Consider the following 25,073-nt stretch of genomic DNA (forward strand, 5'->3'; position numbering starts at 1 on the left):
GCGTGGCGCCGCTGATGGCGCCACCCTGGCGGGCCGCGCCCCGGGCGGGGGCGCCGGGGATCAATCCCGCGGCATCACTCCCAGTCCGGCGCGGTCCAGGGTTCCTCATTCACCGCGGCAATGCGCCAGTCGGCCCCGTGCTTTTCCAGCCGGGTCAGGCCGAGATTGCGGATGGAGAAGGCCAGCGCCTGGTGGCCCGTCAGGCCGAGGGCATGGGCCAGGGCGGCGCGGATGGAGCCGCCATGGGCGACGATGACCACATCGCCGCCGGCATGGGCCTCGGCCAGGCGGTCCAGCACCGGGCCGACGCGGGCCTGGACCTGCGCGAAGCTCTCGCCGCCCGGCGGCTGCTCCTCGGCGGCATGCGGCCAGAAGGGATGGGGCGGGTGGCGCAGGCGCTCGACCAGCGCCTCATGCGCGATGCCCTGCCATTCGCCCAGATGCTGCTCCGCGAGATCCGGCTCGATGCTGAGGGGTTGTTCGGGGTAGCCAGCGGCGAAGATCGCCGCGGCGGTGGCGCGGGTGCGTGCCAGGTTGGTGATGACCCAGTGCGCCGGCCGCGGCAGGCGGAAGGCGAGCCAGCGATAGAGCGCCGCCTCCTCCTGCAGGGCGAGGCCGCAGAGGGCGACATCCATGCTGCCGTAGAAGACGGTGCGGGCCGAGGGCTCGACGAGCGCGTGGCGGAGGAGGAAGAGGCGGGTCGGGTCGGGCACGGGGTGGTGTGTAGCAGGCGGCGGCGGCGCCGTCATGGCGGCTGCCCTGCCGCTCCGGGGCTGGCCGGGCCGACCCGGCCGGCCCGGTCCGGTGCCGGCCCGGGAGCGCGGATCCTCGGACCCGGGGCGCGGCGGGTGGGGGCGGCGGCTGCGCGGGCCGCCGGCAGCCCCCTTCGCGTCAGCCGACCAGCGCGAGCGCCAGCCCGGCCGCCGTCGTGGCGCCGCCCATGGCGCGGGCCAGGCGCCGCGCCCAGGGGGCGAAGGGCAGCGCCAGGGCGAGGCCGGCGCCATGCAGCAGCGCCGTGCCGGCGAGGAAGCCGCCCGCATAGCCCGCCGCCGAGCCGGCCAGCATCTCCGTGCCATGGGCATGGCCGTGCAGCAGGCCGAAGACCGCCGCCAGCCCCATGCCGGCCAGGAGCGGCAGCCGCACCGTCAGGCCGGTGAGCGCGCCGAGCACGACGACCGAGGCAAGGATGCCCGCCTCCACCCCCGGCAGGGCGAGGCCCGCCATGCCCAGCGCGCCGCCGAGCGCCATGGCGCCGAGGAAGGCGCCGGGCAGGGCCAGCCGCGCCGTGCCGCCGAGCAGCCCGGCCCAGAGCCCGACCATCACCATGGCCAGCAGGTGGTCGGCGCCGCTGAAGGGGTGCAGGAAGCCGGCGGCGAAGCCCGCCGTCTCCACATGGCCCGGATGGGCGAAGGCGGTGGCCGGCAGCAGCAGCGCGGCGGCGGTCAGGGCGATGCGGGTCATCAGGCAGCTCTCCTCGGGGCGATTCCGCCCTGTTGCAGGATGAAGTCGGCAATCTCGGCCACGCCCTTGTTCTCCTTCAGGTTGGTGAAGAGGAAGGGACGCGCGCCGCGCATCTTGCGCGCGTCGCGGTCCATGACCGAGAGGTCGGCCCCGACCAGCGGCGCCAGGTCGATCTTGTTGATCACCAGCAGGTCGCTGCGGGTGATGCCGGGGCCGCCCTTGCGCGGGATCTTGTCGCCGGCCGAGACGTCGATGACGTAGATCGTGAGATCCGCGAGTTCCGGGCTGAAGGTGGCGGCCAGGTTGTCGCCGCCGCTCTCGATGAACAGCACTTCCAGCTTCGGGAAGCGCTGCACCATGTCATGCACCGCGGCAAGGTTGATGGAGGCGTCCTCCCGGATCGCGGTGTGCGGGCAGCCGCCCGTCTCCACGCCGGCGATGCGGGAGGGGTCGAGCGCGCCGGCGCGGGTCAGGAATTCCGCGTCCTCCTTGGTGTAGATGTCGTTGGTGATGACGGCGATGTCGTGCGTGTCGCGCAGGTGGCGGCAGAGCCGCTCGGTCAGCGCCGTCTTGCCGGAGCCGACGGGGCCGCCGATGCCCACCCTGAAAGGTCCATTGCTCATGATCTGAAGAGCCTCGTGTATTGCGTCTCGTGCCGCATCGAGAGCAGGTCGAGCATCGGCGCGGCGGTGCCGATGGTGTCGAGATCGGCGGCCAGCGCCGCATCGGCCGCCGCCTCCACCACCGGGTGCAGCGCGGCGGTCGCGATCTGGCCGTCCGTCTGGCCGAGCGGCACCAGCCGCACCCCGGCCGAGACCAGGTTGGCGGCGAAGGCGGCGAGCCAGCCGGCGGTGGCCGGGCGCAGGGGCACGCCCTGGAAGCCGGCCGCGGCGCCGAAGGCGACGGGATGGGCGAGCGCCCGCGGGTGCCGCGCGGCGAAGGCGGCGAAGGCCGCATCCGGCCAGGCGGCATGCGTGACGCTGGTGAAGGCGGTGCCCTGCGCCATGGTCTCCAGCGCCGTCTCCGCCGTGCCGCGCCAGGCGGCGGCGAGCACCGCCACCTCGTCCAGCGTGGCGTCGTCCCCACCCGCGGCAGCGCGCCAGGCGGTGACCAGCAGCGCGCCGTCCACCCGGCCGGCGCCGGCGCGCAGCACGGTCGCGATGTAGTCCACCAGCGCGGCGCGGTTCGTCACCCGGCCGTCCTCGACCGCCGTCTCCAGCCCATGGCTGTAGGTATAGGCGCCGACCGGATAGGCCGGGGAGAGCCAAGCCAGCAGCCGGTAGAGCGCCGCCCCGTCAGTGGTGGTGATGGTGGTGGCCATCGCAGCAGCCGTGCTCGTGCGCATGGTCGTGGTCATGGTGGTGACCATGCCCATGATGGTGCCCCGGCTGGCGGTTGTGCTCGCCATAGGCGCCGCCTTCCGGGTTGAAGGGCGCGTTGACCTTGCACAGTTCGGCGCCGAGTCCCTGCAGCATGGCGACGATGACATGGTCGTCGCGGATCAGCAGCCGGTCGGCCTGGATCTCGGTCGGCAGGTGGCGGTTGCCGAGATGCCAGGCGAGGCGCATCAGCTTCTCGGGCGTTCCCGCCTTCACCTCCACCAGCGGCTCCGGCGCGGCGCGCACCAGGATGACGCCGCCCTGCTCCAGCAGCAGCCCGTCGCCGTCGCGCAGCGCCGTCGCTTCCTCGAGGTCCAGCAGGAAGGCGAAGCCGCTTTCCGCGACATAGCGCTTGCGGCGGCGGAAGCGGTCGTCGAAGTCGAGCGTGACGGTGTGCTTCGCGGTACGCTCCACCCAGCCGCCCTTGGGCAGCACCTGGGTGGCGCGGGGGAGTTCATCCGACATCGGAATCCTCAGAACAGGAAGTAGCGCTGCGCCATGGGCAGCACCTTCGCCGGCTCGCAGACCAGCAACTCGCCATCGGCGCGGACCTCGTAGGTCTCGGGGTCCACCTCGATCTTCGGCAGGGCGTCGTTCAGCACCATGTCGCGCTTGCCGATGCCACCGCGGGTGTTCTCCACCGCCAGCACCTGCTTCTGCAGGCCGAGCCGCTCCCCGATCCCATGGCCGAGCGCGGCCTTGGAGACGAAGGTGACGCTGCTGGCCTGCATCGCCCGGCCGAACTGTGCGAACATCGGCCGGTAATGGACCGGCTGCGGGGTCGGGATGGAGGCGTTGGGGTCGCCCATCGGCGCCATGGCGATGGCGCCGCATTTCAGCACCATGTCCGGCTTCACCCCGAAGAAGGCGGGGGACCAGAGGACGAGGTCGGCGAGCTTGCCCACCTCCACGCTGCCGACATGCGCGCTGATGCCCTGCGCGATCGCGGGATTGATGGTGTATTTGGCGATGTAGCGGCGGACACGGAGGTTGTCGTTCTCGCCCGCCTCGGCCGGCAGCCGGCCGCGCTGCACCTTCATCTTGTGCGCGGTCTGCCAGGTGCGGATGATGACCTCCCCCACCCGCCCCATGGCCTGGCTGTCCGAGGACATCATGCTGATGGCGCCGATATCATGCAGGATGTCCTCGGCCGCGATCGTCTCCTTGCGGATGCGGCTCTCGGCGAAGGCCACGTCCTCCGGGATGCGGGGGTCGAGGTGGTGGCAGACCATCAGCATGTCGAGATGCTCGTCCACGGTGTTCACCGTGTAGGGCATCGTCGGGTTGGTGCTGCTCGGCAGGAAATTCGGCTCGCCCACCACGCGGATGATGTCGGGCGCGTGGCCGCCGCCGGCGCCTTCGGTGTGGAAGGCCTGGATGGTGCGGCCGGCGATGGCGGCGATGGTGCTCTCGACGAAGCCGGACTCGTTCAGCGTGTCCGTGTGGATCGCCACCTGCACGTCGAGCGCGTCGGCCACGCTCAGGCAGGTGTCGATCGCCTTCGGCGTGGTGCCCCAGTCCTCATGCAGCTTCAGGCCGCAGGCGCCGGCCAGGATCACCTCCTCGATGCCGGCGGGCAGCGCGACATTGCCCTTGCCGAGGAAGCCGAGATTGACCGGGAAGCCCTCGGCCGCCTGCAGCATCCGAGCCATGTGCCAGGGCCCGGGCGTGACCGTCGTCGCCAGCGTGCCATGCGCCGGGCCGGTGCCGCCGCCGAACATGGTGGTGATGCCGGAGGCCAGCGCCTCCTCCACCTGCTGCGGGCAGATGAAGTGGATATGCACGTCGAGGCCGCCCGCGGTCAGGATGCGGCCCTCGCCGGCGATGATCTCGGTGCCCGGGCCGATGACGATGGTGACGCCCGGCTGGGTGTCCGGGTTGCCGGCCTTGCCGATGGCGGCGATGCGGCCGTCCCGCAGCCCGACATCCGCCTTCACGATGCCCCAGTGGTCGATGATAAGCGCATTGGTGATGACGGTGTCCATCGCGCCCTCGGCGCGCGTCACCTGGGACTGGCCCATGCCGTCGCGGATGACCTTGCCGCCGCCGAACTTCACCTCCTCCCCATAGGTGGTGAAGTCCTTCTCCACCTCGATGATCAGGTCGGTATCGGCCAGGCGCAGGCGGTCGCCCACGGTGGGGCCATACATGCCGGCATAGGCGGCGCGGGAGATGCGGCTGGGCATCAGACCTGTCCTTCCGTCTCGCCGCGGAAGCCGTGCACGATGCGGCTGCCGGCATAGGGGATGAGGCGCACCTTGCGCACCTGCCCCGGCTCGAACCGCACCGCGGTGCCGGCGGCGATGTCGAGGCGCCTTCCGCGCGCGACCGCGCGGTCGAAGGAGAGCGCCGGGTTGGTCTCGGCGAAATGGTAGTGGCTGCCGACCTGGATCGGGCGGTCGCCGGTATTCGCCACCTCGAGCTCAACGGAGTCGCGGCCGGCATTCAGCTCGATCTCGCCGGCGGCGGGGAGGAGTTCGCCGGGGATCATGGACTGGACATCCGCTTCACGCTGCGCTCCTCGGTTCCCTGCGGTGCTCCGCGATCGGATGTCATCGGATCGGCTCGTGGATGGTCACAAGCTTCGTCCCATCAGGGAAGGTCGCTTCCACCTGAACTTCGATAATCATCTCGGCGATGCCCTCCATCACCTGGTCCCGCCTCAGCACCGTGGCGCCGTCGCGCATCAGCTCCGCGACACTGCGGCCGTCCCGCGCGCCCTCCACCACGAAGTCGGTGATCAGGGCCACCGCCTCCGGGTGGTTCAGCTTCACGCCGCGTTCCAGCCTTCGCCGCGCCACCTGCGCGGCCATGGCGATCAGCAGCTTGTCCTTCTCGCGGGGCGTCAGGTTCATGCGGGGCCTCGGGAACACGTCATGGGATCGGAGTCTCGCCTCCGGGCGATTCCGCACTCCGGCGATCCGGTCCGTCGCGCGATCATGGGTGGACCGCCTCAGGTCGTCCAGAGCCGCGGCAGCCGCGCCGGCAGGCCAAGCGCGGCGGCGCGGAGCGCGACGATCGCCTCTCCCACCGCCTGCCGCACCGCGGTCGCGGGGCCAAGCCAGCGGGCCAGCAGCAGGCCGGGGCGGGGGATGGTGGTCGCACCGGGCGCCGCCTCGGGCAGGGCGCGCAGCAGGTCGCGCATCGCCTCCGCCTCGCCGCCCGCCAGCAGCAGGGTGCCGAGCGCCTCGGCCCCGGCGAAGCCGAAGGGCGCCCCCAGCGCCGCCGCCAGGTCGCCCTCCAGCGCCAGGGCATCGGCCCAGAGCAGCCCCGCTGTCCCATGCAGCCGCCAGCGGTCCCGCACCAGCCCATGCGTCATCCGCTCGCCGCGCGCGGCGCGGCCGAAGACCAGCGTCTCGGCCGCCAGCAGCACCGCGCCGGGGGCGAGATCCGCCCGCATCCGGCGGTCCAGCCGGGCGCCGTCGAACAGGATGGTCTCCTGCGGGATCCATTCCAGCATCGCGCCCTCCTCCAGCACGATGCGGCTCTCGATCCGCGTCTCCGGCCCGAGGCTCCGGTAGAGCTTCTCCGCCGCCGCGGTGCTGAGCGTGGCGCGCGCCCCGGCCTCCAGCCGCACCGCCTGGCGCAGCACGTCGCCGCCCGCGAGGCCGCCGGCGCAGTTCAGCAGCGCCGCCATCGGCGGCTCGCCCGGCTCCGGCGTCGGGAAGAGGATGCGCAGCGGCGATTGCTGATAAAGGTTCCGCAGCACGGTGCCCCGAGGGGCCGTGCCGAAGACGAGGTCGAAGGCGCCGTCGGCGCGCTGGTGGCGGCTCGGCAGGGGCGGCGTGTCGCGCGGCATCGCCCGGACCATGGCATGCGGCGCGCCGCGGCGGAACCACCCCCATGCCTGCCGCCGGATCGGGCAGGTTGCCGCGGAATCGGACAGGCTGCGGGGCCCAGCGCGGCAAGCCGGTCCCCGTGCCCGTCCGCGCCTCCTCTGGCATGGCGGTTGCCTCAGCCGGCGCATTGCCGGGAGATGCCAGTGCTGTTCCGCCCCACCTCGCCAGCGCCAACCGCGCAGGCCTCGCTGCGCGGCCACACGCTCGACGTGCTCGGCCTCGGCGTGCGCTACGGCGCCTTCACCGCGCTGGACGATGTGGACCTCTCGGTCCGGGCGGGGGAGGTGCTGGCCCTGCTCGGCCCCTCGGGCTGCGGCAAGACGACGCTGCTGCGCACCGTCGCCGGCTTCGTGCGGCAGAATGCCGGGCGCGTGCTGATCGACGGCACCGCCATCGACGACCTGCCGCCCAACCGCCGCCGGGTCGGCATCGTCTTCCAGAACTACGCCCTCTTTCCCCATATGTCGGTGGCGGAGAACGTCGCCTATGGCCTGAAGGCGCGGGGCGAGGCGAAGCCCCGCATTGCCGCCCGCGTCGCCGAGTTGCTGGAGATGGTGCAGCTCGGCCCCATGCGGGACCGGCGGCCGGCGCAGCTCTCGGGCGGGCAGCAGCAGCGGGTCGCATTGGCCCGCGCCCTGGCCATCGAGCCCTCCATCCTGCTGCTGGACGAGCCCTTCGCGGCGCTCGACCGTTCGCTCCGCCTCGACATGCAGATCGAGATCAAGCGGCTGCAGCGGCAACTGGGACTCACCGCCATCCTGGTCACCCACGACCAGGACGAGGCGATGAGCGTCGCCGACCGCATCGCCGTCATGCGGCGCGGCCGGATCGAGCAGCTCGGCACCCCGGTCGAGCTCTATGACCGGCCGCGGACCCTCTTCGTCGCCGGCTTCATCGGCACCACCAACCGCCTGCCCTGCCTGATGGAGGGCGCAGCGGAGGGGATGGCCGCGATCCGCCTGCCGGACGGCACGGCGCTGCGCGTGCCGGCGGAAGCCCCTCCCCCGCCCGGCCCGGCGCTGCTGACGGTGCGGCCGGAGCAGCTGGTGCTGCGGGATGAGGGCGCGCCGGGCGCCTTCCCGGTGGAACTCGGCCTCGCTTTGCCCCTCGGCGGCCAGGTGATCCGGGAGGCGCGGCTGCCCGACGGCACCACGCTGCGCCTGACCGAGCCTCGGCTCGGCCCCATCCGCGACCTCGGCGCGCGGGCCTTCTGCGCGCTCGCCCCCGGCGCCCGCCCCGCGCTCTTCCCAAACCCCCTGTCCGAGGAGGACTGAGCATGTCCCTGTCCCTCACCCGCCGCGCCCTGCTGGCCGGCGCCGCGACGCTGGCCGCGCCCGGCATCGCCCGCGCCCAGCGCGGCCGCGCCGCCAGTGTCACCGCCGCCATCTATCCCGGCGCCTGGGAGGAAGCCTTCCGCGAGACTGTCGCGCCGGCGCTGAAGCGCGCGCAGAATGTCGAGCTGGAGATGCAACCGCTCTTCGCGGTGGACCAGATCGCCAAATTCGCTGCCAGCCGCGGCGTCCCGCCCTTCGACTGCTTCGTCCTCGACCCCGGCCCGCGCATCACCGGCATCGAGCGGGGGATGTACGAGCGGTTCGACGCCACCCGCCTCGCCAACCGCACCGCCCTGCCGGGCCTGCTGGCGGATGAATGGGGCGTGGGCTGCGCCGCGCAGGTGGTCGGCATCGCCTACAACCCGAAGAAGGTGCCGAAACCCTCGGGCTATGCCGACCTGTTCAAGGACCCCTGGGTCTCCCGCCTCGGCATCACCGGCTTCGGCACCACCTTCGGCACGGTCAGCCTGATCGAGATCGCCAAGGTCTTCGGCGGCAGCGAGACGAATATCGAACCGGCGCTGGCCGAGCTGAAGAAGGTGCTGCCGAGGATCGCCGCCGTCGGCGCGCCGGCCGCCATGCCGGGCCTGTTCCAGCAGGGCCAGTGCGACGTGATGTACACCAACACCCAGACGGTGACGACGCTGAGGGACCGCGGCGTGGACATCGAATTCGCGGTGCCGGAGACGGGGGCGACCGCCTTCTTCACCACGCTGCACATCGCCAAGGGCAGCGAGAACATCGACGCCGCCTACAAGTACATCGATACGGTGGTGAGCAAGGGCGTGCAGGAGGCGCTGCAGAAGCCGCCCTATAATTTCGTGCCGGTGAACAAGGAGGTCGCGCTCGGCGCCGGCCTGCCTATGAGGAGCCTGGACGAGATGGCCCGCTTCGTCACGCATGACTGGGCGAAGATCAACCCGCTCCGCGGCGCCTGGATCGAGCGCTTCAACCGCGAGATGGCGAAATGATCCGTCCCCCCGCCCCGGCCGGGCGCCTGCATCCACCCCGCGGTGCGGGGGAGGGCTAGGGTGGGGGTGGCCATCGCCGCGGCACCGGCCCCGTCCCTGGGCCTGTCCGCCCCCCGCAGCCCCTGGGCGCTGGCCGCCCCGCTCGGCCTCGCCTATGCGGCCTTCTTCGTCGCGCCGCTGCTGATGCTGATCGCCGTCTCCTTCTATGCCGACGAGCGGATGACGCGCTTCGGCCTGGAGCAGTGGCAGCGCTTCCTCTTCGACGCCTTCCACTGGAAGGTCATCGCCGACACGCTGCTGCTCGGCCTCAAGGCGGTGGCGGCGACGGTGGTGCTGGGCTTCCCGCTGGCCCTGGTCTACCGCGCCGCCTCGCCCGCCTGGCAGCGCGTGCTGCTCTTCATCGTGGTCATGCCGCTGCTGACCAGCGTGGTCGTCCGCACCTTCGCCTGGATCGTCATCCTCGGCCGCGAGGGGGTGGTGAACCAGCTCGTGCTGGGCCTCGGCCTGGCCGCCGAGCCGCTGCGCCTTCTCCAGACCGAACTGGGCTTGGTGATCTCCCTGACGCAGATCGAGATGCCGTTGCTGCTGCTGCCCCTGCTCTCCGTCATGTCGCGCATCGATCCGAACCTGATGGATGCCAGCGCCTCGCTCGGCGCCTCCCCCTGGCGGACGCTGTTCCGGGTGATCCTGCCGCTGGCCGCGCCCGGGCTGGCGGCGGGGTGCCTGCTGGTCTTCGCCTCGGCGACCACCGCCTTCATCAGCCAGTCCGTCATCGGCGGCGGGCGGCTGGTCTACCTGCCGGCCATGATCTGGCAGCAGGCCATGGTGGCGGCGCACTGGCCTTTCGCCGCCACCATCGCCATCGCGCTGCTGCTCTCGGTCTCGGCGGTGCTGGCCGTCATCGCCCATGCGGGGCGCGTCGCGGGGGGCCGGGTCCATGGCTAGGCGGCATACGGTCGGCGAACTGTCCTATGGGCTGGTCATCGGCACCCTGGCGGTATTTGCCCTCATCATTCTGGTGGGCCCGATCCTGATCGTGCTCGCCACCTCCTTCACCGACAGCCGCTCCATCCGCTTCCCGCCGCAGGGTTTCTCCTTCCGCTGGTATGAACTGCTGCTGGATGAGGTGCGATCCCGCCAGATCCACCGGGCCGCCGGCAACACCCTGCATGTCGCGGTGATGTCGGCCGGCCTCGCCACGCTGCTCGGCACGGCGGCGGCGCTCGGCCTCTCCCGGATCGCGGGCAGGGGCGGGCGGCTGGCGGATGCCTTCTTCCTGTCGCCACTGGTCCTGCCCGGCCTCGCCTTCGGGCTCGCGGCGCTGATGTACTTCACCCTGCTGGGCTTCCGCCCCTCGCTGGAGCTGATCATCGCCGGCCATCTGGTGGTGGTGACGCCCTTCGTGCTGCGGACGGTCGGCGCCTCCCTCTCGCAGCTCGACCCCTCGCTGCTCGATGCCTCGCGCAGCCTCGGCGCGGGCCCCGTCCATACCTTCCGCCGCGTCACCCTGCCGCTGATCGCCCCGGGGATCGCGGCCGGGGGCTTCCTCGCCTTCATGGCCTCGGTCGATAACGTCCCGGTCTCCCTCTTCCTTTCCTCGGCCCGGACGGACATGTTGCCCATCCGGATGTGGGGCATGATGGAATCCACGCTCGATGTCCGGGTGGCCGCCGTCTCCGGCACGCTCATCCTGGCGGCCTTTCTCCTGATGCTGGTGATGGAGCGGCTCACCGGCCTCACGCGCCGCATGCGGGGCTGATCCTATGTACCTGAAAGCCGAACCCCTGACCTCCGCCGCCTTCTTGCCCTATGGCGAGGTCATCGAATGCCCGGCCATCCCGGGCCGCACCTATTTCGAGGATGCGCTGGCCAATCTGCGCCCGAAGGCCCGGCCCAGCATCTCGCTCACCGTGAAGAAGCCGCTTGAGGCCCTGCCGCTCCGCTCCACCACCATGGAGCGGCATGAATTCTCCTCCCAGAGCTTCATTCCGCAGGAGGGCGGTCGCTGGCTGGCGATCGTCGCGCCGCATGCCGCGGGGGGCGGGCCGGACATGGCGCGGGCGCGGGCCTTCCTCGCCCGGCCGGACCAGGGCGTCACCTATGGCGCCAATGTCTGGCACCACCCCTTCACCGTCCTGGACCGGGAGGCACGTTTCGTCATCGTCATGTGGCGCGACGGCACGAAGGGCGACGAGGAATTCGTCGAGGTGCCCGAGTTCAGCGTGGAGGTAGCGGATGGCATATGAGGTAAAGCGCGACTTCATCGGCTACGGCGCCAACCCGCCCGACCCGCACTGGCCGGGCGGCGCACGGCTCGCCGTCAATTTCGTCATGAACTACGAGGAGGGCTCCGAGCCCTCCTACCAGCTCGGCGACGGCGTCACCGAGAACGGGCTGACCGAGGCGCATGGGCTGAACCAGGTGAAGTCCGGCCGCGACCTGGCCGCCGAGGGCATGTTCGAATACGGCTCCCGCGTCGGCTTCTGGCGGCTGCACCGGCTGTTCCAGGAGCGCGGCCTGCCGCTGACCGTCTTCGGCTGCGCCCTGGCGCTGGAGCAGAATCCGGAGGCCGCCGCCGCCATCCGCGCCGCGGGCTACGATGTCTGCTCCCACGGCTGGCGCTGGGTGAAGCATTTCGAGCTCTCGGAGGCGGAGGAGCGCGAGCACATCGCCCGCGCGGTGACGAGCCTGGAGAGGACCGTCGGCCACCGGCCGGATGGCTGGTACTGCCGCTACGGCCCCAGCGTGAACACCCGCCGCCTGGTCGTGGAGCATGGCGGCTTCCTCTATGACAGCGACTACTACGGGGAGGAGCTGCCCTTCTGGGTCACGGTGGACGGCAAGGCGCAGCTCGTCGTGCCCTATTCGCTGGTGAACAATGACGGGAAGTATGCCGGCTGGATGGGCACCAGCGACCAGTGGTTCAGCTTCATCCGCGACGCCTTCGACATGCTCTATGCGGAGGGCGCGAAGGCGCCGAAAATGATGTCCATCGGGCTGCATATGCGGCTGATCGGCCACCCGGCGCGCGCGGTCGGGCTGCAGCGGCTGCTCGATTACATGATGCAGCGCAAGGATGTGTGGATCACCCGGCGTGTCGATATCGCGAAGCACTGGATCGCCACGCATCCCTATCCCGGGAAGGGGTTGAACGAGTAGCGGGGCGGATCGCGCGCCCGCATCAAGCTGTCGGCCTTGATGCGGGACAGAATGATATCGAGGCATGGCATGCCGGCGCATGTCATGCCCTGAGGGCCGGCGCCCCTTCGGGCCTCGGCTTCGCGGTAGCTGCCGCGGCGCGCCTTCGCCCGGCCCGCTCCGCGGGCCGGGACGCCATGAGCCAGTTATGGGCGGGCCCGCCCGGCCGTCCCTTGCCCTATTCCAGCCTGATCCCCGCCTGGCGGATCACCTCGCCCCATTTCCGGTGCTCGGCCAGGATATGGGCGCGGTAGGCCTGCGGCGTGCCGGGCAGCGGCGTCGCGCCCAGTTCCGCCAGGCGCCGCGCCGCGGCCTCCGTGCCCAGCATCCGCACCAGCGCCGCATTGGCCGTGGCGATCACCGCCTCCGGCGTGCCCTTCGGCGCCAGCAGGCCGAACCAGGCCGTCACCTCATAGCCCGGCAGGCTCTCGGCAATCGCCGGGATCTCCGGCGCGCCGGACCAGCGCCCCCGGCTGGTGACGCCGAGCGCGGTCAGCGACCCCGCGCGGATATGCGGCAGGATGGAGGGCAGGTTGTCCACGCCCCAGGCGATGCGCCCCGCCAGCAGGTCCGCCAGCATCGGCGCGCTGCCGCGATAGGTCACGTGCTCGCCCTCGATCCCCGCCTGCATGCGGAAGAGCTCGGCCGAGAGATGCGTGCTGCCGCCGATGCTGGTCTCGCCATAGGCCAGGCGCTTCTGCCTCGCCAGCGCGACCAGGCCCGGCACGTCCTTCACGCCAAGCGAGGGATGCGCCGCCAGCAGGTTCGGCACCTCCGCCACCAGGGAGATCGGCATGAAATCGGCGATGCCGTCATAGCCGGGATTCGCATAGAGATGCGCGTTGATCGCCTGGGTGCCGGGCGAGCCCATCAGCAGCGTGTAGCCATCCGGCTGGGCACGGGCGACGGCCACGGCGCCGATATTGCCGCCGGCGCCGGAGCGGTTCTCCACCACGAAGGACTGCCCCGTCGCCTCCTGCAGCCAGGCGGCGGTGAGGCGGGCGAGGATGTCCACCGTGCCGCCCGGCGGGAAGGGCGCGACGATGCGCACGGGGCGGACGGGCCAGGCATCCTGCGCGGCGGCGGGGCGGGCCAGCGCGGCCAGGGCCGGGGCGGCGAGGAGGGCGCGGCGGCGGATCACGCGGCCATTTCCCCGGCCGGGGACAGGGCCTCGAAGCCCGCGCGGAGCGCCGGCGTGAGGGCAACGGGCTGGCGGGACTGCCGGTCGATGGCGACCAGCACGGCGGCGGAGGTGGCGAAGCAGGCCCCGTCCAGGAACAGCGCCTGGTCCAGCGCCACGCTGCTGCGGCCGATGCGGGTGACGGCGGTGCCGATGCGCACGCGGCCGGGGTAGTGGACTTCCCGCAGGTAGTCGATTTCGACCCGGGCGACCACCATCGCCACCGGGCCTTCGCGGAGCGAGCCGAGAACGGCCTGGATCACCTCCGCCCGCCCGGCCTCGCAGAAAGCGCCGATGGCGCCGTTGTTGACATGGCCGTTCTGGTCGGTGTCGGCGACCCGCAGCTTCTCCTCCGTCCAGAAGGGGAAGCGCGCGGGCGCGGGGGGCGGTGGCGCCATCCTCGGGGGTCCTCCTGTATCGTTGGAACCCAGGGTCCGGTCGCCGCCGCCTGGCGTCAAGCGCGGGCGGTCAGCCCTGCTTCTCCGCCTCGTAGCGCGCCTTGTTCTCGGCATTCGGCGGATACAGGCCGGGCAGCGTCTCGCCCTGCTCCACCTTGGAGACGATCCAGGCTTCCAGCCGCTCCTGCTCCGGCCCGCCCTTCACGACCTCCTCCAGCAAGGCCTGGGGGATGCAGACCGCGCCGTCATCGTCCACCACGATGATGTCGCCCGGGAAGACCGCGACGCCGCCGCAGCCGATGGGTTCCTGCCAGCCGACGAAGGTGAGGCCGGCGACGGAGGGCGGGGCCGCGCCGCCGCGGCACCAGACCGGCATGTTGGTGCCGGTCACGCCCGCCACGTCCCGCACGCAGCCATCCGTCACCAGGGCGGTGACGCCGCGCTTCATCAGCCGGGCGCAGAGGATATCGCCGAAGATGCCGGCATCGGTGACACCCATGGCGTCGGCGACGGCGATGACGCCTTCCGGCATGTCCTCGATCGCGGCGCGGGTGGAGCGGGGGGAGGACCAGGACTCCGGCGTTGCCAGATCCTCTCGCGCCGGGACGAAGCGGAGCGTGAAGGCGGGGCCGACCAGGCGCTTGCCCTTGGCGGCGGGGGTGAAGGCCTGCGGGCCGCGCATCCAGATGTTGCGCAGGCCCTTCTTCAGCAGGAGGGTGGTGATGGTGGCGGTGGAGATGGACTCCAGCGTTGCCTTGGCGGCGGGGTCGAGGGGCATGCCACGCTCCTTTCGAATGGCTCGGCAAATATGAGGCGAACGGCTTATCCTGGCGGAGCAACCTTGGACAGAGGTGGACCATCTGCCAGCTGCGATCAGTAGCGTGCCGTGTCCCACGTGTGCGACGGTTGCACTCTATAATGCCCCGCAGGATACAATTTAAACTATTGGGTCGACTTCCAAGCAGCTTGTGCCGTGGCCAGCGATGAGAAAGGAACTTTCCTATTTGGCCCGTTCGAATGGCGCCACGGTGCGGACTGATTGCCTGCTAATATATCTTCCGCTAGGCGGAGGCGTTTTCGGCGGGTTGAGACACTGATGTGCGGCGGCTGGCAGAGCAGTCTCGCACCTGCGCCTGATAGGCGACCCTGATGCGCCTAGAATTTTTTGGCTGCGAAGATTACCAACGGAGGCCGGAGAGCAAACCGGGAGTCGCACCAGGGAGAACTTCACATAGATATCACACGCATTTCACTGAAATGTATTTCGATACATCTATAGAGCGACGCATGACCTTGTTTCTTCTCTTAGTAGTGGTCGCTGCCTCAACCACCTTAGGGTATGTCTTGGGGCACTTCAAAAGATTGCCTCTGCTGTGTGATGCTGCGCAGTGGATACGAACGCCCACGGACCGTCGCCCTGATTGGCAAGAAAGATAAAATAACTCTGCTGAAGAGCAGGCTCCACGCTGTGCGAAGTAGCAAGATTTTGGGAATTCGCAGTAATCCTTCTTGGCTTACCACAACCCGCCGTCAAGATACCGAGTAGCGTCGGCATCAACATGCGTTTCCGCGCGAGACCACGTAATCCCCTCACGAATGACACGAGCCGGCGCCCCGACTGCAAGGCTGTTCGGCGGAATTGTGCCCTTCGTCACCACCGACCCAAGCCCGACGATACTTCCGGCACCGATCTGCGCCCCCGCGAGTATGGAGGAGCGCCGGCCCAGCCATACATGCGGCCCGATATCAATGACGCCTCGGCCAACGTCTAGAATTTCCCGGGTTCGAACATCAACTAGAGCATGCATATCCGCTCCCTGAAGAACGATTTCTTCGGACAGCATGCAGTCGCGTCCAATGGTCACATCAGTGTTGTTCACCCACATACGACAAGAGTTGGCAGTTGTGCTATCTCCGATAACAGCAAGGGGATTGCGGTACATTCGCAGTTCCCAATACCCCCAAACATTGGAACCAATACATAGCCGGGAATTTGATCCACCCAGCCTAATTTTTAAATCTCGGAGGCGCGGACTCATCAGGACGATTTCGGTGCCACTCACCGCGCCGGCAGGGGACCAATTACTTAGGACGAACCCGAACCCAGTCCCGGACTTCGCTTGTCTAAGGATCTCGTCTGTCAACCAGAACACGTTATCATTTGCGAATCTACCTTCAAACCTGACCCAGCCAGACAGGTCGGCAAAAGACACGCAATGAAGGGGGACACGCTTTGTCTCTTCGCCAAAAAACCTCTCAGATACTGAATGGTCCGGAAACAGCTCGGCTAAGATCTTTGTCACGATACTTCTCCGGGCTGGAGCTGCATTTCCCCTGTCCCAAACCCGACCAGCAAAGACTTTGACATTATAAGGCTGCCCACCACTATTGCCACCTAGATATCATAACGATAAATTAATTAATTTGGAAACATGCGATTCAAAAAATCGACCATTTCCATCTGGAGCTTCGCACCCTCATTTGGGTCTGAATGCGAAATATGATCGTTAAGACATAAAAACATTGGAGGCACCTCAAGAACCTGCCGAACTTGCGCCCGGAAATTCGCGTCTTTGTCTCCAAACAGAATAGTCACAGCGTCTTTGTCATTAGCTTTATGAAAGTCATTACCTGCCTTCTCACATAAAGCATCAGAGTCCATCAGCCCGTGGCGCATATACACAACGTAGTAGCAATAAAGCGCCCGGAACCAAAGATCTCCCCGGGTGCGGAAGCGGTGCGCCGAGGTCTGCCGCAATGGTCGCTCCCACTCGTTTTCCACAATGGAACAGAGTGTTCGATTGTACCATTGCGGCGTATGCGCCGGAGCGTTCCGCTTGGCCGGCCCGAAGCGCGCATCCAGAGCCGCATTCGTAACCCACAAAAGCCAGCGAAAAAGTTCCCACTCACGATTCGGTGGTGAGTTCATTAATCCATTGTCTAAAATCACTCGGCCAAGACCATGCTGACCTTGGAGATCTTCGGGGGATACAGGCCGACAAACGAAGAAATCATCATTGAAATAGATGAAGTCTTCACTGAGACTAGGTATCCTGTGAAGATGACATTCGATGGCCGTACTAGAGAACGTCGGCAAATGGCCTGAATCAGGGAAAATATCTGAATGACTAACAAGACGAACACCACCCAAGGAGGGAGGCTCACCGTTGTGAACCACGATGACGTCTCGGACCCAAGGCATGTTGCGCTTGACGGACCGCACGGCGTAGCGGAGTTCGCCATTATCGCTAAAGCGTTGTGGCAGTCGGGCCATATCTTGCGCCCCCACAGCAAACCTAGTGAAGTTCTCCCGAAACTTGGCCGTACTACCATCGACCCACGTAAAAACCACATCTACTGGGCGCATGGACATCTCCTGGTCAGGCCCGATCCGATTCAACGTTCTTAGCGTGCATTACTGCCAGGACGTTCACGCTGTTGTCTAGAGCAACAGCGACTTATCGAACCCATGCAGTAGGCTTGTGGCCCGCACCCTCAAAGTCTGAGTTTGGGGGCGGACTGGTCTTTGCAAACGACAGCGCAGTCATTAATGATTTCTATACGCAAGCACACAATCAGTTTAGATATCTCTCTTTCAGGTTGTCAATGCTGCATATTAATCGCCTTTAGCGCTTCCTCCACCACCACCTCCGGCGGCGGCTCCACCGACAGCACAATCGCCCCCTCCTCCGCCCCCGGCGCCTCCAGCGTGGCGAACTGGCTCTCCATCAGGCTCGCCGGCATGAAGTGCCCCGGCCGCGCCGCCTGCCGCGCGCCGATCAGCGCCGGGTCGCCCGCCAGGTGCAGCAGCCGCAGCGCCGGCCGGCCCTGCCGCAGCCGGTCCCGGTACACCCGCTTCAGCGCGGAACAGGTGACCACGCCGCCCTCCCCCGCCGCCGCCCGCGCATCCACCCAGGCGCCGATCGCATCCAGCCAGGGCCAGCGGTCGTCATCGGTCAGCGGCTCGCCGCGGCTCATCTTGGCGATGTTGGCCGGCGGGTGGAACGCATCCGCATCGGCGAAGGGCACCGCCAGGCGCCGGGCCAGCAGGCTGCCCACCGTGCTCTTGCCGGCGCCGGAAACACCCATCACCAGCACCAGGGGCCGCGTGCCGCTCACGCCGGGCGGCCCGGATGCGGCTTGCCGTCCACGGCGCCGCCCGGCGCGGGCTTCGCCGGCTCCAGATGCCCGCCGAAGCCCTTGCGCTGGGCGGACAGCACCTTCGCCCCGAACCGCGCCTCATCCCGGCTGGCGAAGCGGGCATAGAGCGCGGCGGTCAGCACGGGGGCGGATACCGCCGTCTCCACCGCCGCCTGCACCGTCCAGCGCCCCTCCCCGCTGTCCGAGACATGGCCGGAAAAGCCCGCCAGCTCCGGGTCCTGGTGCAGCGCCTGCGCCGTCAGGTCCAGCAGCCAGGAGGCGACGACGCTGCCGCGCCGCCAGGCCTCGGTGATGTCGGGCAGGTTCAGGGCCAGGCGCTGCTCCGGCGGCAGCGCCTCGGCATCGGCATGCTTCAGGATATCGAGGCCCTCGGCGAAGGCCTGCATCATCCCGTACTCGATGCCGTTATGGACCATCTTGGTGAAGTGGCCCGCGCCGTTCGGCCCGGCATGGACATAGCCCTGCTCCGCCCGCGGGTCGCCGGCGAAGCCCGGCGTCGGCGGCGCGGCCGCCTTCCCGGGGACCAGCGCGGCGAAGATGGGGTCCAGGCGGCGGACCACCGCCTCCTCCCCGCCGATCATCAGGCAGTAGCCGCGCTCGAGGCCCCAGACGCCGCCGGAGGTGCCGATATCGAGGAAATGCAGCCCCTTCTCCCGCAGCATGGCGCCGCGCCGGACGCTGTCCTTCCAGAAGCTGTTGCCGCCATCGATCAGCACGTCGCCGGGGGAGAGCAGGCCGGCGAGCGTCGCCAGCGCCTCCTCGGTTGCGGCGCCCGCGGGCAGCATGATCCAGATGGCGCGCGGGGCGGCCAGCGCCGCGACCATGGCCGGCAGGTCCGCGGCCGGGGTCGCGCCCTCGGCCGCCAGCGCCTCCCGCGCCGCCGCGTCGCGGTCGAAGGCGATGCAGGGGTGCCCCGCCCGCAGCAGCCGCCGCACGATGTTGCCGCCCATCCGGCCAAGGCCGACCATGCCGAGCTGCACCGCGGAATTCCTCCCTGAAGCCTGCCCCGGTCCCGGCGGCGGTCGCCGCGGCACCGGGCGGCGGGTGTAGCGCCTGCAACCGGCCGGAGGGAAGCATCCCGGCATCCGGCCGCCAGAGACCGGGCGGCGGGAAGGGGGGCAGGCGAAGCGCGCCACCTGGCGTGCCGCCTGTCACGGCGGATTGCGTTCGGGACCGAAGGCCGGTGCGCCGCGGCTCCTGGTTTTCCGGGCTGCTTCACGCGTCCGGTCGTTCCCGCCCTCCCGCGATGTGCTCTAGGCTCGGGCCATGGCCGATCGCATCACGCTCGTGCTCAACGGTTCGCCGGTGGCGCTGCCCGCCGGCACCTCCCCCACCATGACCCTGCTGGACTGGCTGCGCGGCCCCGCCGGGCTGACCGGCACGAAGGAAGGCTGCGCGGAAGGCGATTGCGGCGCCTGCACGGTGGTGCTGGAAGGGGCGGACGGGTCCCGCGCGCCGGTGAATGCCTGCCTTGCCCTGCTCGGCCAGTTGCATGGCTGCGCGGTGCGGACAGTGGAAGGGCTGCGCGGGCCGGAAGGCGGACCGCATCCGGTGCAGCGCCTGCTGGCGGAAGGCGACGCGACGCAATGCGGCTTCTGCACCCCGGGCATCGCCATGGCCGCCTGGGCCCATGCGCGGGAAGGCGGATCGGTGCATGAGGCGCTGGCGGGCAATCTCTGCCGCTGCACCGGCTACCGCCCGATCGTGGACGCCTTCGCCCGGCTGGAGGATGACGGCGCCGCGCCGCCCGCCCTGCCCGCGGTCGGCGGCGCGCGCTTCGAGGCGCCGGGCCAGGTCTTCCACCGCCCGGCCACCCTCGCCGAGTTGCTGGAACTGCGCGCCGCCCACCGGGGTGCCTGGCTGCTGGCCGGCGGCACCGATCTCGGCCTGCTGGCCAGCGAGCACCGGCAGCGCCCGCCCGTGGTCATCCACCTCTCGGCCGTGCCGGAGCTGCAGGCGCTCACGGCCGATACCGGTGGCCTCACCATCGGTGCCGCCCTGCCCTATGCCCGGCTGCTGCCGCGGCTGGAGGGGCCCTTCGCCCCGCTCGGCGCCATGCTGGCGCGGCTCGGCTCCCGCCAGATCCGCGCCATGGGGACGGTCGGCGGCAATCTCGGCACCGCCTCCCCCATCGGGGACATGCTGCCGCCGCTGCTCGCCCTCGGCGCCGTGCTGCGCATCGCCTCGGTGCGGGGGGAGCGGGAGCAGCGCCTGGAGGATTTCCTGCTCGGCTACCGCCGGACCGCGCTGGCGCCGGATGAGGTCATCCTCACCATCCGCCTGCCCCGCCCGGCCGCGGGCGCGGTGTTGGCCTGCGAGAAGGTCTCGAAGCGCCATGACCAGGACATCTCCGCGGTCTCGGCCGGCTTCCTGCTGCGGATCGAAGGCGGGCGCATCGCCGGGGCGCGGCTCGCCTTCGGCGGCATGGGCCCGATGGCGGCGCGCGCCCCGGCCGCGGAGGCGATGCTGACCGGCGCGCTGCTGGCGCCGGCCTGCTTCGCCGGTGCGGCGGATGAGCTGGCGAAGGACGTCTCGCCGCTCTCGGACTGGCGCGGCAGCGCCGCCTACCGGCTGGCGGCGGCGCAGGGGCTGCTGCGGCGGCTCTACTGGCGGGTGGCGCGGCCCGACCTTCCGGCGGAGGTGCATGCGCTGTGACGGCGCCCGATCGCGGAGCGCCAGAGGCGCGGAGCGTGAATCGGTCGCCCACGGCCACGCCCGATCGCGGAGCGCCAGAGGCGCGGAGTGTGAAGCGGCCGCCCGCCGCCGCGCCCGATCGCGGAGCGCCGCAGGCGCAGGACGCCGAGGTTCAGGGCGCGGACCGGCCGCTCCAGCCGAACGCCCGGGGCGGCATGGGCGCCGCGCTGCGGCATGACAGCGCCCTCCGGCACACGACCGGCGAGGCGCGGTTCCTCGATGACCTGCCGGAGCCGCCAGGGCTGCTGCATGCGGCCCTCGCCCTGTCCCCCGTGGCGCATGGCCGGCTCTCCCCCATCGACCCGGCGCCGGCGCGCGCGCTTCCCGGCGTGGTCGCGGTGCTGCTCCCCGCCGACATCCCAGGCCGGAACGACATCGCCCCGGCCGGCAGCGGGGAGGTCATGCTGGCCGATGGCCTGGTGGAGTATGCCGGCCAGCCCCTCGCGGTCGTGGTCGGGGAGACGCGGGACGCGGCGCTGGCCGGCGCCGCCGCGCTGCGGCCGGAGATCGCGCCGCTGCCGCCCGTCCTCTCCATCGCGGAGGCGATCGCGCGCGAGAACTGGGTGCTGCCGCCCCAGGCCATCAGCCGCGGCGATGCGGCGGCGGCGCTGGCCGCCGCGCCGCGCCGGATCTTCGGGGAGTTCCGGGCCGGCGGGCAGGAGCATTTCTACCTGGAAGGCCAGATCGCCATGGCGGTGCCGGGGGAGGATGGCGATGTGGCCATCCATTCCTCGACCCAGCACCCGACCGAGGTGCAGCACATCGTCGCCCGGGTGCTGGGCTGCGCCTACAACCAGGTGACGGTGACGGTGCGCCGCATGGGCGGTGGCTTCGGCGGCAAGGAGAGCAATGCAAGTTGGGTGGCCGCCGCCGCCGCGCTGGCGGCCCGCCGCACCGGGCGGCCGGTGAAGCTCCGTCTCTCGCGCAAGGCGGATATCGCCGCGACGGGCAAGCGCCACCCCTTCCTCTATCGCTGGACCGCGGGCTTCGATGCCGGCGGCCGCATCCTGGCGCTGGATGCCACCCTCGCCGCCGATGCCGGCCATAGCCTGGACATGACGGGTGGCGTCGTCTTCCGCGCCATCACCCATGCGCTCGGCTGCTGCGACGTGCCGGCGCTCTCCCTCCGGGCGCTCGCCTGCAAGACCAACACGGTCAGCAACACCGCCTTCCGCGGCTTCGGCGGCCCGCAGGGCGCGCTGCTGATGGAGGATGTGGTGCACCGCGTGGCGAAGGCGGCCGGCCTGCCGCCGGAGGCGGTGCGGGCGCGCAATTTCGCCGGCGGGGAGAACGGGGCCGAGACGCCCTATGGCCAGGCGCTGGAAGGCGACCTGATCCGCCGCGTCTGGGCGGAGGCGAAGACCGACAGCGGCTGGGATGCGCGGCGCGCGGAGATCGCCGCCTTCAACGCGCAGCATCCATACCTGCGCCGGGGCCTCGGCAGCATGGTGCTGGCCTTCGGCATCTCCTTCGGCCAGACGCACATGAACCAGGCCGGCGCGCTGGTGCATGTCTATACCGATGGCTCGATCCGCCTGAACCATGGCGGGACGGAGATGGGCCAGGGGCTCTTCGTCAAGGTCGCCCAGGTCGTCGCCAGCGTCTTCGGCGTGGATACCGACCGCATCCGCATCACCGCGACCAGCACGGCGGAGGTCCCCAACACCTCCCCCACCGCCGCCAGCACGGGCAGCGACCTGAATGGCTGGGCGGCGCATGCCGCGGCCAGCGCGATCCGCAGCCGCATGGCGGCGGTGGCGGCGAAGGAATGGGGCGTGGCACCGGACGAGGTGGCGTTCGCCGATGGCCTCGCCACCGCCGGCGGCAACCGCGCCATGGAATTCGGGGAACTGGCGAGGCTCGCCTATCTGAAGCGCGTTTCGCTCTCCGCCACCGGCTTCTACCGCACGCCCGACATCCACTGGGACCGCGCCACCATGCGCGGGAAGCCCTTCTTCTACTTCTCCTACGGCGCCGCGGTGGCGGAGGTCGCGGTCGATACGCTCACCGGCGAGCATCGCTGCCTCTCGGCGCATCTCGTCCAGGATTGCGGCCGCAGCCTGAACCCGGCGGTGGATCTCGGCCAGGTGGAGGGCGCCTTCGTGCAGGGCATGGGCTGGCTCACCTGCGAGGAGCTGTGGTGGGACGCCGAGGGGCATCTACGCACCCTCGGCCCCTCCACCTACAAGATCCCCGGCAGCCGGGACGTGCCGCCGGTGCTGCGGGTGCGGCTGCTGGAAGGCGCGCCGGCGCGGTCGGAGACGATCTTCCGCTCGAAAGCGGTGGGCGAGCCGCCGCTGCTGCTGGCGACCGCGGTCTGGAACGCGCTGAAGGACGCGATCGGCACGGACCGGCTGGACGCGCCGGCGACGCCGGAACGGGTGCTGATGGCCCTCCACGGCAGGTAGAGCAGATCGCGGAAGGCCGTGCACGACCGGACGCGTGATGACATGCGCCAACATCCCATGCGGCAGATGTCATACCGGCCGGCGCAAGCGCTGGATTGCAGCCGCCATGGGTGGCTGAGGCCGCAACGGGTTCCCACCGGCCTTGCTGCGCAAGGTCGTTGGGACCCTGGAATACAGCCGGCGGCCCATACTCCGGCGCCGGCGCCTGCGGCCGCATCACTGTGTCAGCATCGATGCGGGACGACTGATAATAACCGGCCGCACGGATTCCTGACCCATGGTTGGCGGTCGTGCGGCCGGTATGACTTTCTAGTTGAGCGCGCAGCCGCCACACCAACCGTGCGCGCGATAAGCGTCGCGGAAAGTCAGAACGTTCCGCGGCGGGTCTCACTCCTGTGGCAGGCTGGGCGCGTCCCGGCTGCCACGGCCGGTCGCCTTCGGCGTCTCCTTCACCGCCTGGTCGGGCCCGGCCTCCTCGGCGCCGCCCTTCACGCCGATATTCACCGGCCCTTTAGGCGCGGCCGCATCGGTGCGGTTCACGCCCTGCTCCAGGTCGCCGCGCGGGTACTGGGCCTCCGGCCGCTTGTCGCGCGGCGGCGCATGCGGCCCGTCCCAGCCGTCATGGGAGGTGACGCTGTCCTCCTCGGGGCGGATATGGGTGTCTTTGCTCTCGGACATGGCGATCTCTTCCCGCTGGTATCCGAGGGGCAACGCGCGGCGCGGCCCGAGGATCATCGCGACGCCACCCGCCGGCAGGACGCGCGGGTCCACCGCGACGCCCTCACAAAGCTTGCAGCCACCCCACATAAAATTGCATACAATGCAACCATCAGCGACCCCGATGACTCAGTCATCGGAGAGGCACCGGCTGCGGTGCCGGGCCGGCGTCCCGCTCTGTCCCAGGCAGGTGATCATTGACGCATCTCCGACGCGCTCTCCGCCGGCTGGCCCCGATGATGCTCCTGCTCGCCGCTGCCGGTTGTGCCGGCACCGGCGGCGGTGACGCGCCGCAGGCCGCCCGGACCGGCGCGCCGCCGCCCGGCTTCACCGCGGATACCTTCAGCCGCGCCGGCCTCATCAGCGGCGCGACCGCGACCGAGGCGGGATGCCGCGCCCTGCCGGACGGGCTCTGGGTCGGCACCCGCGATGGCCGCCACGAATGCCTGCGCTATGCCGCGGGGGCGGAGCAGACGGCGGGGCGCACCGCGCTGGTCTACATCCCGGGCGATGCCACCGGCGTCGCCTACCGCTTCGCCGGCGGCCGGCCGCAGATCGATGCCGCGAGCGAGCGCTACGAGGCCTCGGCCGAGACCCGCCGCGCGGCCGCCCGCAAGCTGAGCGGGGCCATGGGCGGGGTGCCGGTCGTCCTGATCGGCCGCCCCGGCATGCATGGCTCCTCCGGCGACCATGCGCAGGACCGGCACAGCCGGGCGGAGGTCGAGCTGGTCGATGCCGCGCTGACCGAGCTGCGCCGACGCCACGGCTTCCGGGACTTCGTGCTCTCCGGCTTCTCCTCCGGCGGGGTCGTCGCCGCCAACCTCCTGGCGCGGCGCGGCGACATCCGCTGCGCGGTGCTCGCCTCGGCGCCGCTCGACCTCGCGGGCTTCTACCGGACGCAGGACGGCACGGTCTCCGACCAGTACCTGATGCAGCACGGCGAGCTCGCGGACCCCATGCGCAGCCTGCGGGCGATCCGGTCCGGCGCCGCCATCTTCGTGCTCGGCGACCGGCGGGACCGCAAGGTCCCGGCCGCCACCTGGGAAGCCTGGACCGCGGCCGCCCGGCGCGCGGGGCTGCGCGTCACCGCGGCGGAGACGCCCGGGGAAGCGAAGGCCGAGGCCGGCCTCGCGAGCAGCCATCACGAGGCGTCCAGCCAGGGCATGGAGGTGGCGCGCGCCTGCGCCGCGGGCGAGGAGGTCACGCTCGACCGGCCCCCCGGCGCGGCCGAGAGGCGGGCCGCCTTCGCCGCCCCCCTGCTGCGTGCCGTCGAATAGGGCGCTCCGCGGCAGGCCGCGGCCGCCCGGCAGGCATCCATCCGTCCGGCCTTGCA

The 25,073-nt window shown here is 70.3% G+C and carries 25 protein-coding genes; 9 read left to right on the forward strand and 16 right to left on the reverse strand.

Annotated elements, in window-relative coordinates; genetic code table 11:
- Window positions 1-74: 74 nt before the first annotated feature.
- The 9 genes from LHA35_RS09840 to LHA35_RS09880 form a co-directional block, all read right to left on the reverse strand.
- On the reverse strand, window positions 75-713 hold the full coding sequence (locus LHA35_RS09840; RefSeq protein WP_226607692.1) for a histidine phosphatase family protein: 639 nt from the start codon (window positions 711-713) through the stop codon (window positions 75-77).
- Window positions 714-891: 178 nt separating this feature from the next.
- Window positions 892-1,461 (reverse strand): HupE/UreJ family protein, encoded by a 570-nt coding sequence (locus LHA35_RS09845; protein ID WP_226607696.1) that lies wholly within the window; start codon window positions 1,459-1,461, stop codon window positions 892-894.
- Window positions 1,461-2,084, reverse strand: coding sequence for an urease accessory protein UreG (ureG, locus tag LHA35_RS09850; protein WP_226607701.1), 624 nt, complete (start codon window positions 2,082-2,084; stop codon window positions 1,461-1,463). The genes LHA35_RS09845 and ureG overlap by 1 nt, the downstream gene beginning before the upstream one ends.
- A complete protein-coding gene (locus LHA35_RS09855; RefSeq protein WP_226607704.1) occupies window positions 2,081-2,782 on the reverse strand; it encodes an urease accessory protein UreF in 702 nt (233 codons plus the stop codon). The genes ureG and LHA35_RS09855 overlap by 4 nt, the downstream gene beginning before the upstream one ends.
- Window positions 2,757-3,305, reverse strand: coding sequence for an urease accessory protein UreE (locus LHA35_RS09860; protein ID WP_226607706.1), 549 nt, complete (start codon window positions 3,303-3,305; stop codon window positions 2,757-2,759). Before LHA35_RS09860 ends, LHA35_RS09855 begins: the two co-directional genes overlap by 26 nt.
- 8 nt (window positions 3,306-3,313) lie before the next feature.
- Window positions 3,314-5,026 carry an urease subunit alpha gene (gene ureC, locus LHA35_RS09865; protein ID WP_226607709.1) on the reverse strand — a complete coding sequence of 571 codons (1,713 nt, stop codon included), beginning with the start codon at window positions 5,024-5,026 and terminating at the stop codon, window positions 3,314-3,316.
- Entirely contained in the window at window positions 5,026-5,331 is a 306-nt protein-coding gene (locus LHA35_RS09870; protein ID WP_226607712.1) for an urease subunit beta, read from the reverse strand. Before LHA35_RS09870 ends, ureC begins: the two co-directional genes overlap by 1 nt.
- 61 nt (window positions 5,332-5,392) lie before the next feature.
- A complete protein-coding gene (locus tag LHA35_RS09875) occupies window positions 5,393-5,695 on the reverse strand; it encodes an urease subunit gamma (RefSeq protein ID WP_226607716.1) in 303 nt (100 codons plus the stop codon).
- A 98-nt stretch (window positions 5,696-5,793) separates the two neighbouring features.
- Window positions 5,794-6,639 carry an urease accessory protein UreD gene (locus LHA35_RS09880; protein WP_226607720.1) on the reverse strand — a complete coding sequence of 282 codons (846 nt, stop codon included), beginning with the start codon at window positions 6,637-6,639 and terminating at the stop codon, window positions 5,794-5,796.
- A 177-nt stretch (window positions 6,640-6,816) separates the two neighbouring features.
- Between LHA35_RS09880 and LHA35_RS09885 the strand changes: the two genes are divergently transcribed.
- The 6 genes from LHA35_RS09885 (at window position 6,817) to LHA35_RS09910 (ending at window position 12,143) form a co-directional block, all read left to right on the forward strand.
- A complete protein-coding gene (locus LHA35_RS09885; RefSeq protein WP_226607724.1) occupies window positions 6,817-7,953 on the forward strand; it encodes an ABC transporter ATP-binding protein in 1,137 nt (378 codons plus the stop codon).
- Between the two features lie 2 nt (window positions 7,954-7,955).
- Window positions 7,956-8,984, forward strand: coding sequence for an extracellular solute-binding protein (locus LHA35_RS09890; protein WP_226607726.1), 1,029 nt, complete (start codon window positions 7,956-7,958; stop codon window positions 8,982-8,984).
- A 66-nt stretch (window positions 8,985-9,050) separates the two neighbouring features.
- Window positions 9,051-9,929: an ABC transporter permease gene (locus LHA35_RS09895; RefSeq protein WP_226607729.1), complete on the forward strand. Its 879-nt coding sequence runs from the start codon at window positions 9,051-9,053 to the stop codon at window positions 9,927-9,929.
- Window positions 9,922-10,743, forward strand: a complete 822-nt coding sequence (locus LHA35_RS09900; protein ID WP_226607732.1) for an ABC transporter permease — start codon at window positions 9,922-9,924, stop codon at window positions 10,741-10,743. The genes LHA35_RS09895 and LHA35_RS09900 overlap by 8 nt, the downstream gene beginning before the upstream one ends.
- A gap of 4 nt (window positions 10,744-10,747) precedes the next feature.
- The gene (locus LHA35_RS09905; protein WP_226607735.1) at window positions 10,748-11,230 is read left to right on the forward strand and encodes an ureidoglycolate lyase; all 483 of its coding nucleotides are present in this window, start codon (window positions 10,748-10,750) and stop codon (window positions 11,228-11,230) included.
- Window positions 11,220-12,143 (forward strand): allantoinase PuuE, encoded by a 924-nt coding sequence (locus tag LHA35_RS09910; protein ID WP_226607738.1) that lies wholly within the window; start codon window positions 11,220-11,222, stop codon window positions 12,141-12,143. Before LHA35_RS09905 ends, LHA35_RS09910 begins: the two co-directional genes overlap by 11 nt.
- A 217-nt stretch (window positions 12,144-12,360) precedes the next feature.
- Here LHA35_RS09910 and LHA35_RS09915 read toward each other — a convergent pair whose 3' ends face one another.
- The 6 genes from LHA35_RS09915 to gnd form a co-directional block, all read right to left on the reverse strand.
- A complete protein-coding gene (locus LHA35_RS09915) occupies window positions 12,361-13,323 on the reverse strand; it encodes a Bug family tripartite tricarboxylate transporter substrate binding protein (protein ID WP_226607740.1) in 963 nt (320 codons plus the stop codon).
- Entirely contained in the window at window positions 13,320-13,760 is a 441-nt protein-coding gene (locus tag LHA35_RS09920) for an acyl-CoA thioesterase (protein WP_226607743.1), read from the reverse strand. Before LHA35_RS09920 ends, LHA35_RS09915 begins: the two co-directional genes overlap by 4 nt.
- Window positions 13,761-13,830: 70 nt before the next feature.
- The gene (locus LHA35_RS09925; protein ID WP_226607746.1) at window positions 13,831-14,538 is read right to left on the reverse strand and encodes a ribonuclease activity regulator RraA; all 708 of its coding nucleotides are present in this window, start codon (window positions 14,536-14,538) and stop codon (window positions 13,831-13,833) included.
- A gap of 1,641 nt (window positions 14,539-16,179) precedes the next feature.
- Window positions 16,180-17,127 carry a stealth conserved region 3 domain-containing protein gene (locus LHA35_RS09935; protein WP_226607749.1) on the reverse strand — a complete coding sequence of 316 codons (948 nt, stop codon included), beginning with the start codon at window positions 17,125-17,127 and terminating at the stop codon, window positions 16,180-16,182.
- A 236-nt stretch (window positions 17,128-17,363) separates the two neighbouring features.
- Window positions 17,364-17,879 carry a gluconokinase gene (locus LHA35_RS09940; RefSeq protein WP_226607752.1) on the reverse strand — a complete coding sequence of 172 codons (516 nt, stop codon included), beginning with the start codon at window positions 17,877-17,879 and terminating at the stop codon, window positions 17,364-17,366.
- The gene (gnd, locus tag LHA35_RS09945; protein WP_226607754.1) at window positions 17,876-18,901 is read right to left on the reverse strand and encodes a phosphogluconate dehydrogenase (NAD(+)-dependent, decarboxylating); all 1,026 of its coding nucleotides are present in this window, start codon (window positions 18,899-18,901) and stop codon (window positions 17,876-17,878) included. Before gnd ends, LHA35_RS09940 begins: the two co-directional genes overlap by 4 nt.
- A 286-nt stretch (window positions 18,902-19,187) precedes the next feature.
- Here gnd and LHA35_RS09950 point away from each other — a divergent pair, with 286 nt between their 5' ends.
- Together LHA35_RS09950 and xdhB are read left to right on the forward strand one after the other, a co-directional pair.
- On the forward strand, window positions 19,188-20,576 hold the full coding sequence (locus LHA35_RS09950; RefSeq protein ID WP_226607757.1) for a xanthine dehydrogenase small subunit: 1,389 nt from the start codon (window positions 19,188-19,190) through the stop codon (window positions 20,574-20,576).
- Window positions 20,577-20,665: 89 nt separating this feature from the next.
- Entirely contained in the window at window positions 20,666-23,023 is a 2,358-nt protein-coding gene (xdhB, locus tag LHA35_RS09955) for a xanthine dehydrogenase molybdopterin binding subunit (protein WP_226607759.1), read from the forward strand.
- Window positions 23,024-23,410: 387 nt separating this feature from the next.
- Here xdhB and LHA35_RS09960 read toward each other — a convergent pair whose 3' ends face one another.
- Window positions 23,411-23,701, reverse strand: a complete 291-nt coding sequence (locus LHA35_RS09960; RefSeq protein WP_226607762.1) for a hypothetical protein — start codon at window positions 23,699-23,701, stop codon at window positions 23,411-23,413.
- Between the two features lie 278 nt (window positions 23,702-23,979).
- Here LHA35_RS09960 and LHA35_RS09965 point away from each other — a divergent pair, with 278 nt between their 5' ends.
- Window positions 23,980-25,017, forward strand: a complete 1,038-nt coding sequence (locus LHA35_RS09965) for a hypothetical protein (RefSeq protein ID WP_226607764.1) — start codon at window positions 23,980-23,982, stop codon at window positions 25,015-25,017.
- The last annotated feature ends 56 nt before the right edge of the window (window positions 25,018-25,073 follow it).

The sequence above is a fragment of the Roseicella aerolata genome (assembly GCF_020523605.1).
In the GTDB taxonomy this organism is placed as follows: Bacteria; Pseudomonadota; Alphaproteobacteria; order Acetobacterales; family Acetobacteraceae; genus Paracraurococcus; species Paracraurococcus aerolatus.

Coding starts and splice junctions, on each gene's coding strand:
- LHA35_RS09845 (WP_226607696.1), bottom strand. CDS start 1,461: ATGACCCGCATCGCCCTGACCGCCGCCGCGCTGCTGCTGCCGGCCACC.
- ureG (WP_226607701.1), bottom strand. CDS start 2,084: ATGAGCAATGGACCTTTCAGGGTGGGCATCGGCGGCCCCGTCGGCTCC.
- LHA35_RS09855 (WP_226607704.1), bottom strand. CDS start 2,782: ATGGCCACCACCATCACCACCACTGACGGGGCGGCGCTCTACCGGCTG.
- LHA35_RS09860 (WP_226607706.1), bottom strand. CDS start 3,305: ATGTCGGATGAACTCCCCCGCGCCACCCAGGTGCTGCCCAAGGGCGGC.
- ureC (WP_226607709.1), bottom strand. CDS start 5,026: ATGCCCAGCCGCATCTCCCGCGCCGCCTATGCCGGCATGTATGGCCCC.
- LHA35_RS09870 (WP_226607712.1), bottom strand. CDS start 5,331: ATGATCCCCGGCGAACTCCTCCCCGCCGCCGGCGAGATCGAGCTGAAT.
- LHA35_RS09875 (WP_226607716.1), bottom strand. CDS start 5,695: ATGAACCTGACGCCCCGCGAGAAGGACAAGCTGCTGATCGCCATGGCC.
- LHA35_RS09880 (WP_226607720.1), bottom strand. CDS start 6,639: ATGCCGCGCGACACGCCGCCCCTGCCGAGCCGCCACCAGCGCGCCGAC.
- LHA35_RS09885 (WP_226607724.1), top strand. CDS start 6,817: ATGCCAGTGCTGTTCCGCCCCACCTCGCCAGCGCCAACCGCGCAGGCC.
- LHA35_RS09890 (WP_226607726.1), top strand. CDS start 7,956: ATGTCCCTGTCCCTCACCCGCCGCGCCCTGCTGGCCGGCGCCGCGACG.
- LHA35_RS09900 (WP_226607732.1), top strand. CDS start 9,922: ATGGCTAGGCGGCATACGGTCGGCGAACTGTCCTATGGGCTGGTCATC.
- LHA35_RS09905 (WP_226607735.1), top strand. CDS start 10,748: ATGTACCTGAAAGCCGAACCCCTGACCTCCGCCGCCTTCTTGCCCTAT.
- LHA35_RS09910 (WP_226607738.1), top strand. CDS start 11,220: ATGGCATATGAGGTAAAGCGCGACTTCATCGGCTACGGCGCCAACCCG.
- LHA35_RS09920 (WP_226607743.1), bottom strand. CDS start 13,760: ATGGCGCCACCGCCCCCCGCGCCCGCGCGCTTCCCCTTCTGGACGGAG.
- LHA35_RS09925 (WP_226607746.1), bottom strand. CDS start 14,538: ATGCCCCTCGACCCCGCCGCCAAGGCAACGCTGGAGTCCATCTCCACC.
- LHA35_RS09935 (WP_226607749.1), bottom strand. CDS start 17,127: ATGCGCCCAGTAGATGTGGTTTTTACGTGGGTCGATGGTAGTACGGCC.
- LHA35_RS09950 (WP_226607757.1), top strand. CDS start 19,188: ATGGCCGATCGCATCACGCTCGTGCTCAACGGTTCGCCGGTGGCGCTG.
- LHA35_RS09960 (WP_226607762.1), bottom strand. CDS start 23,701: ATGTCCGAGAGCAAAGACACCCATATCCGCCCCGAGGAGGACAGCGTC.
- LHA35_RS09965 (WP_226607764.1), top strand. CDS start 23,980: ATGCTCCTGCTCGCCGCTGCCGGTTGTGCCGGCACCGGCGGCGGTGAC.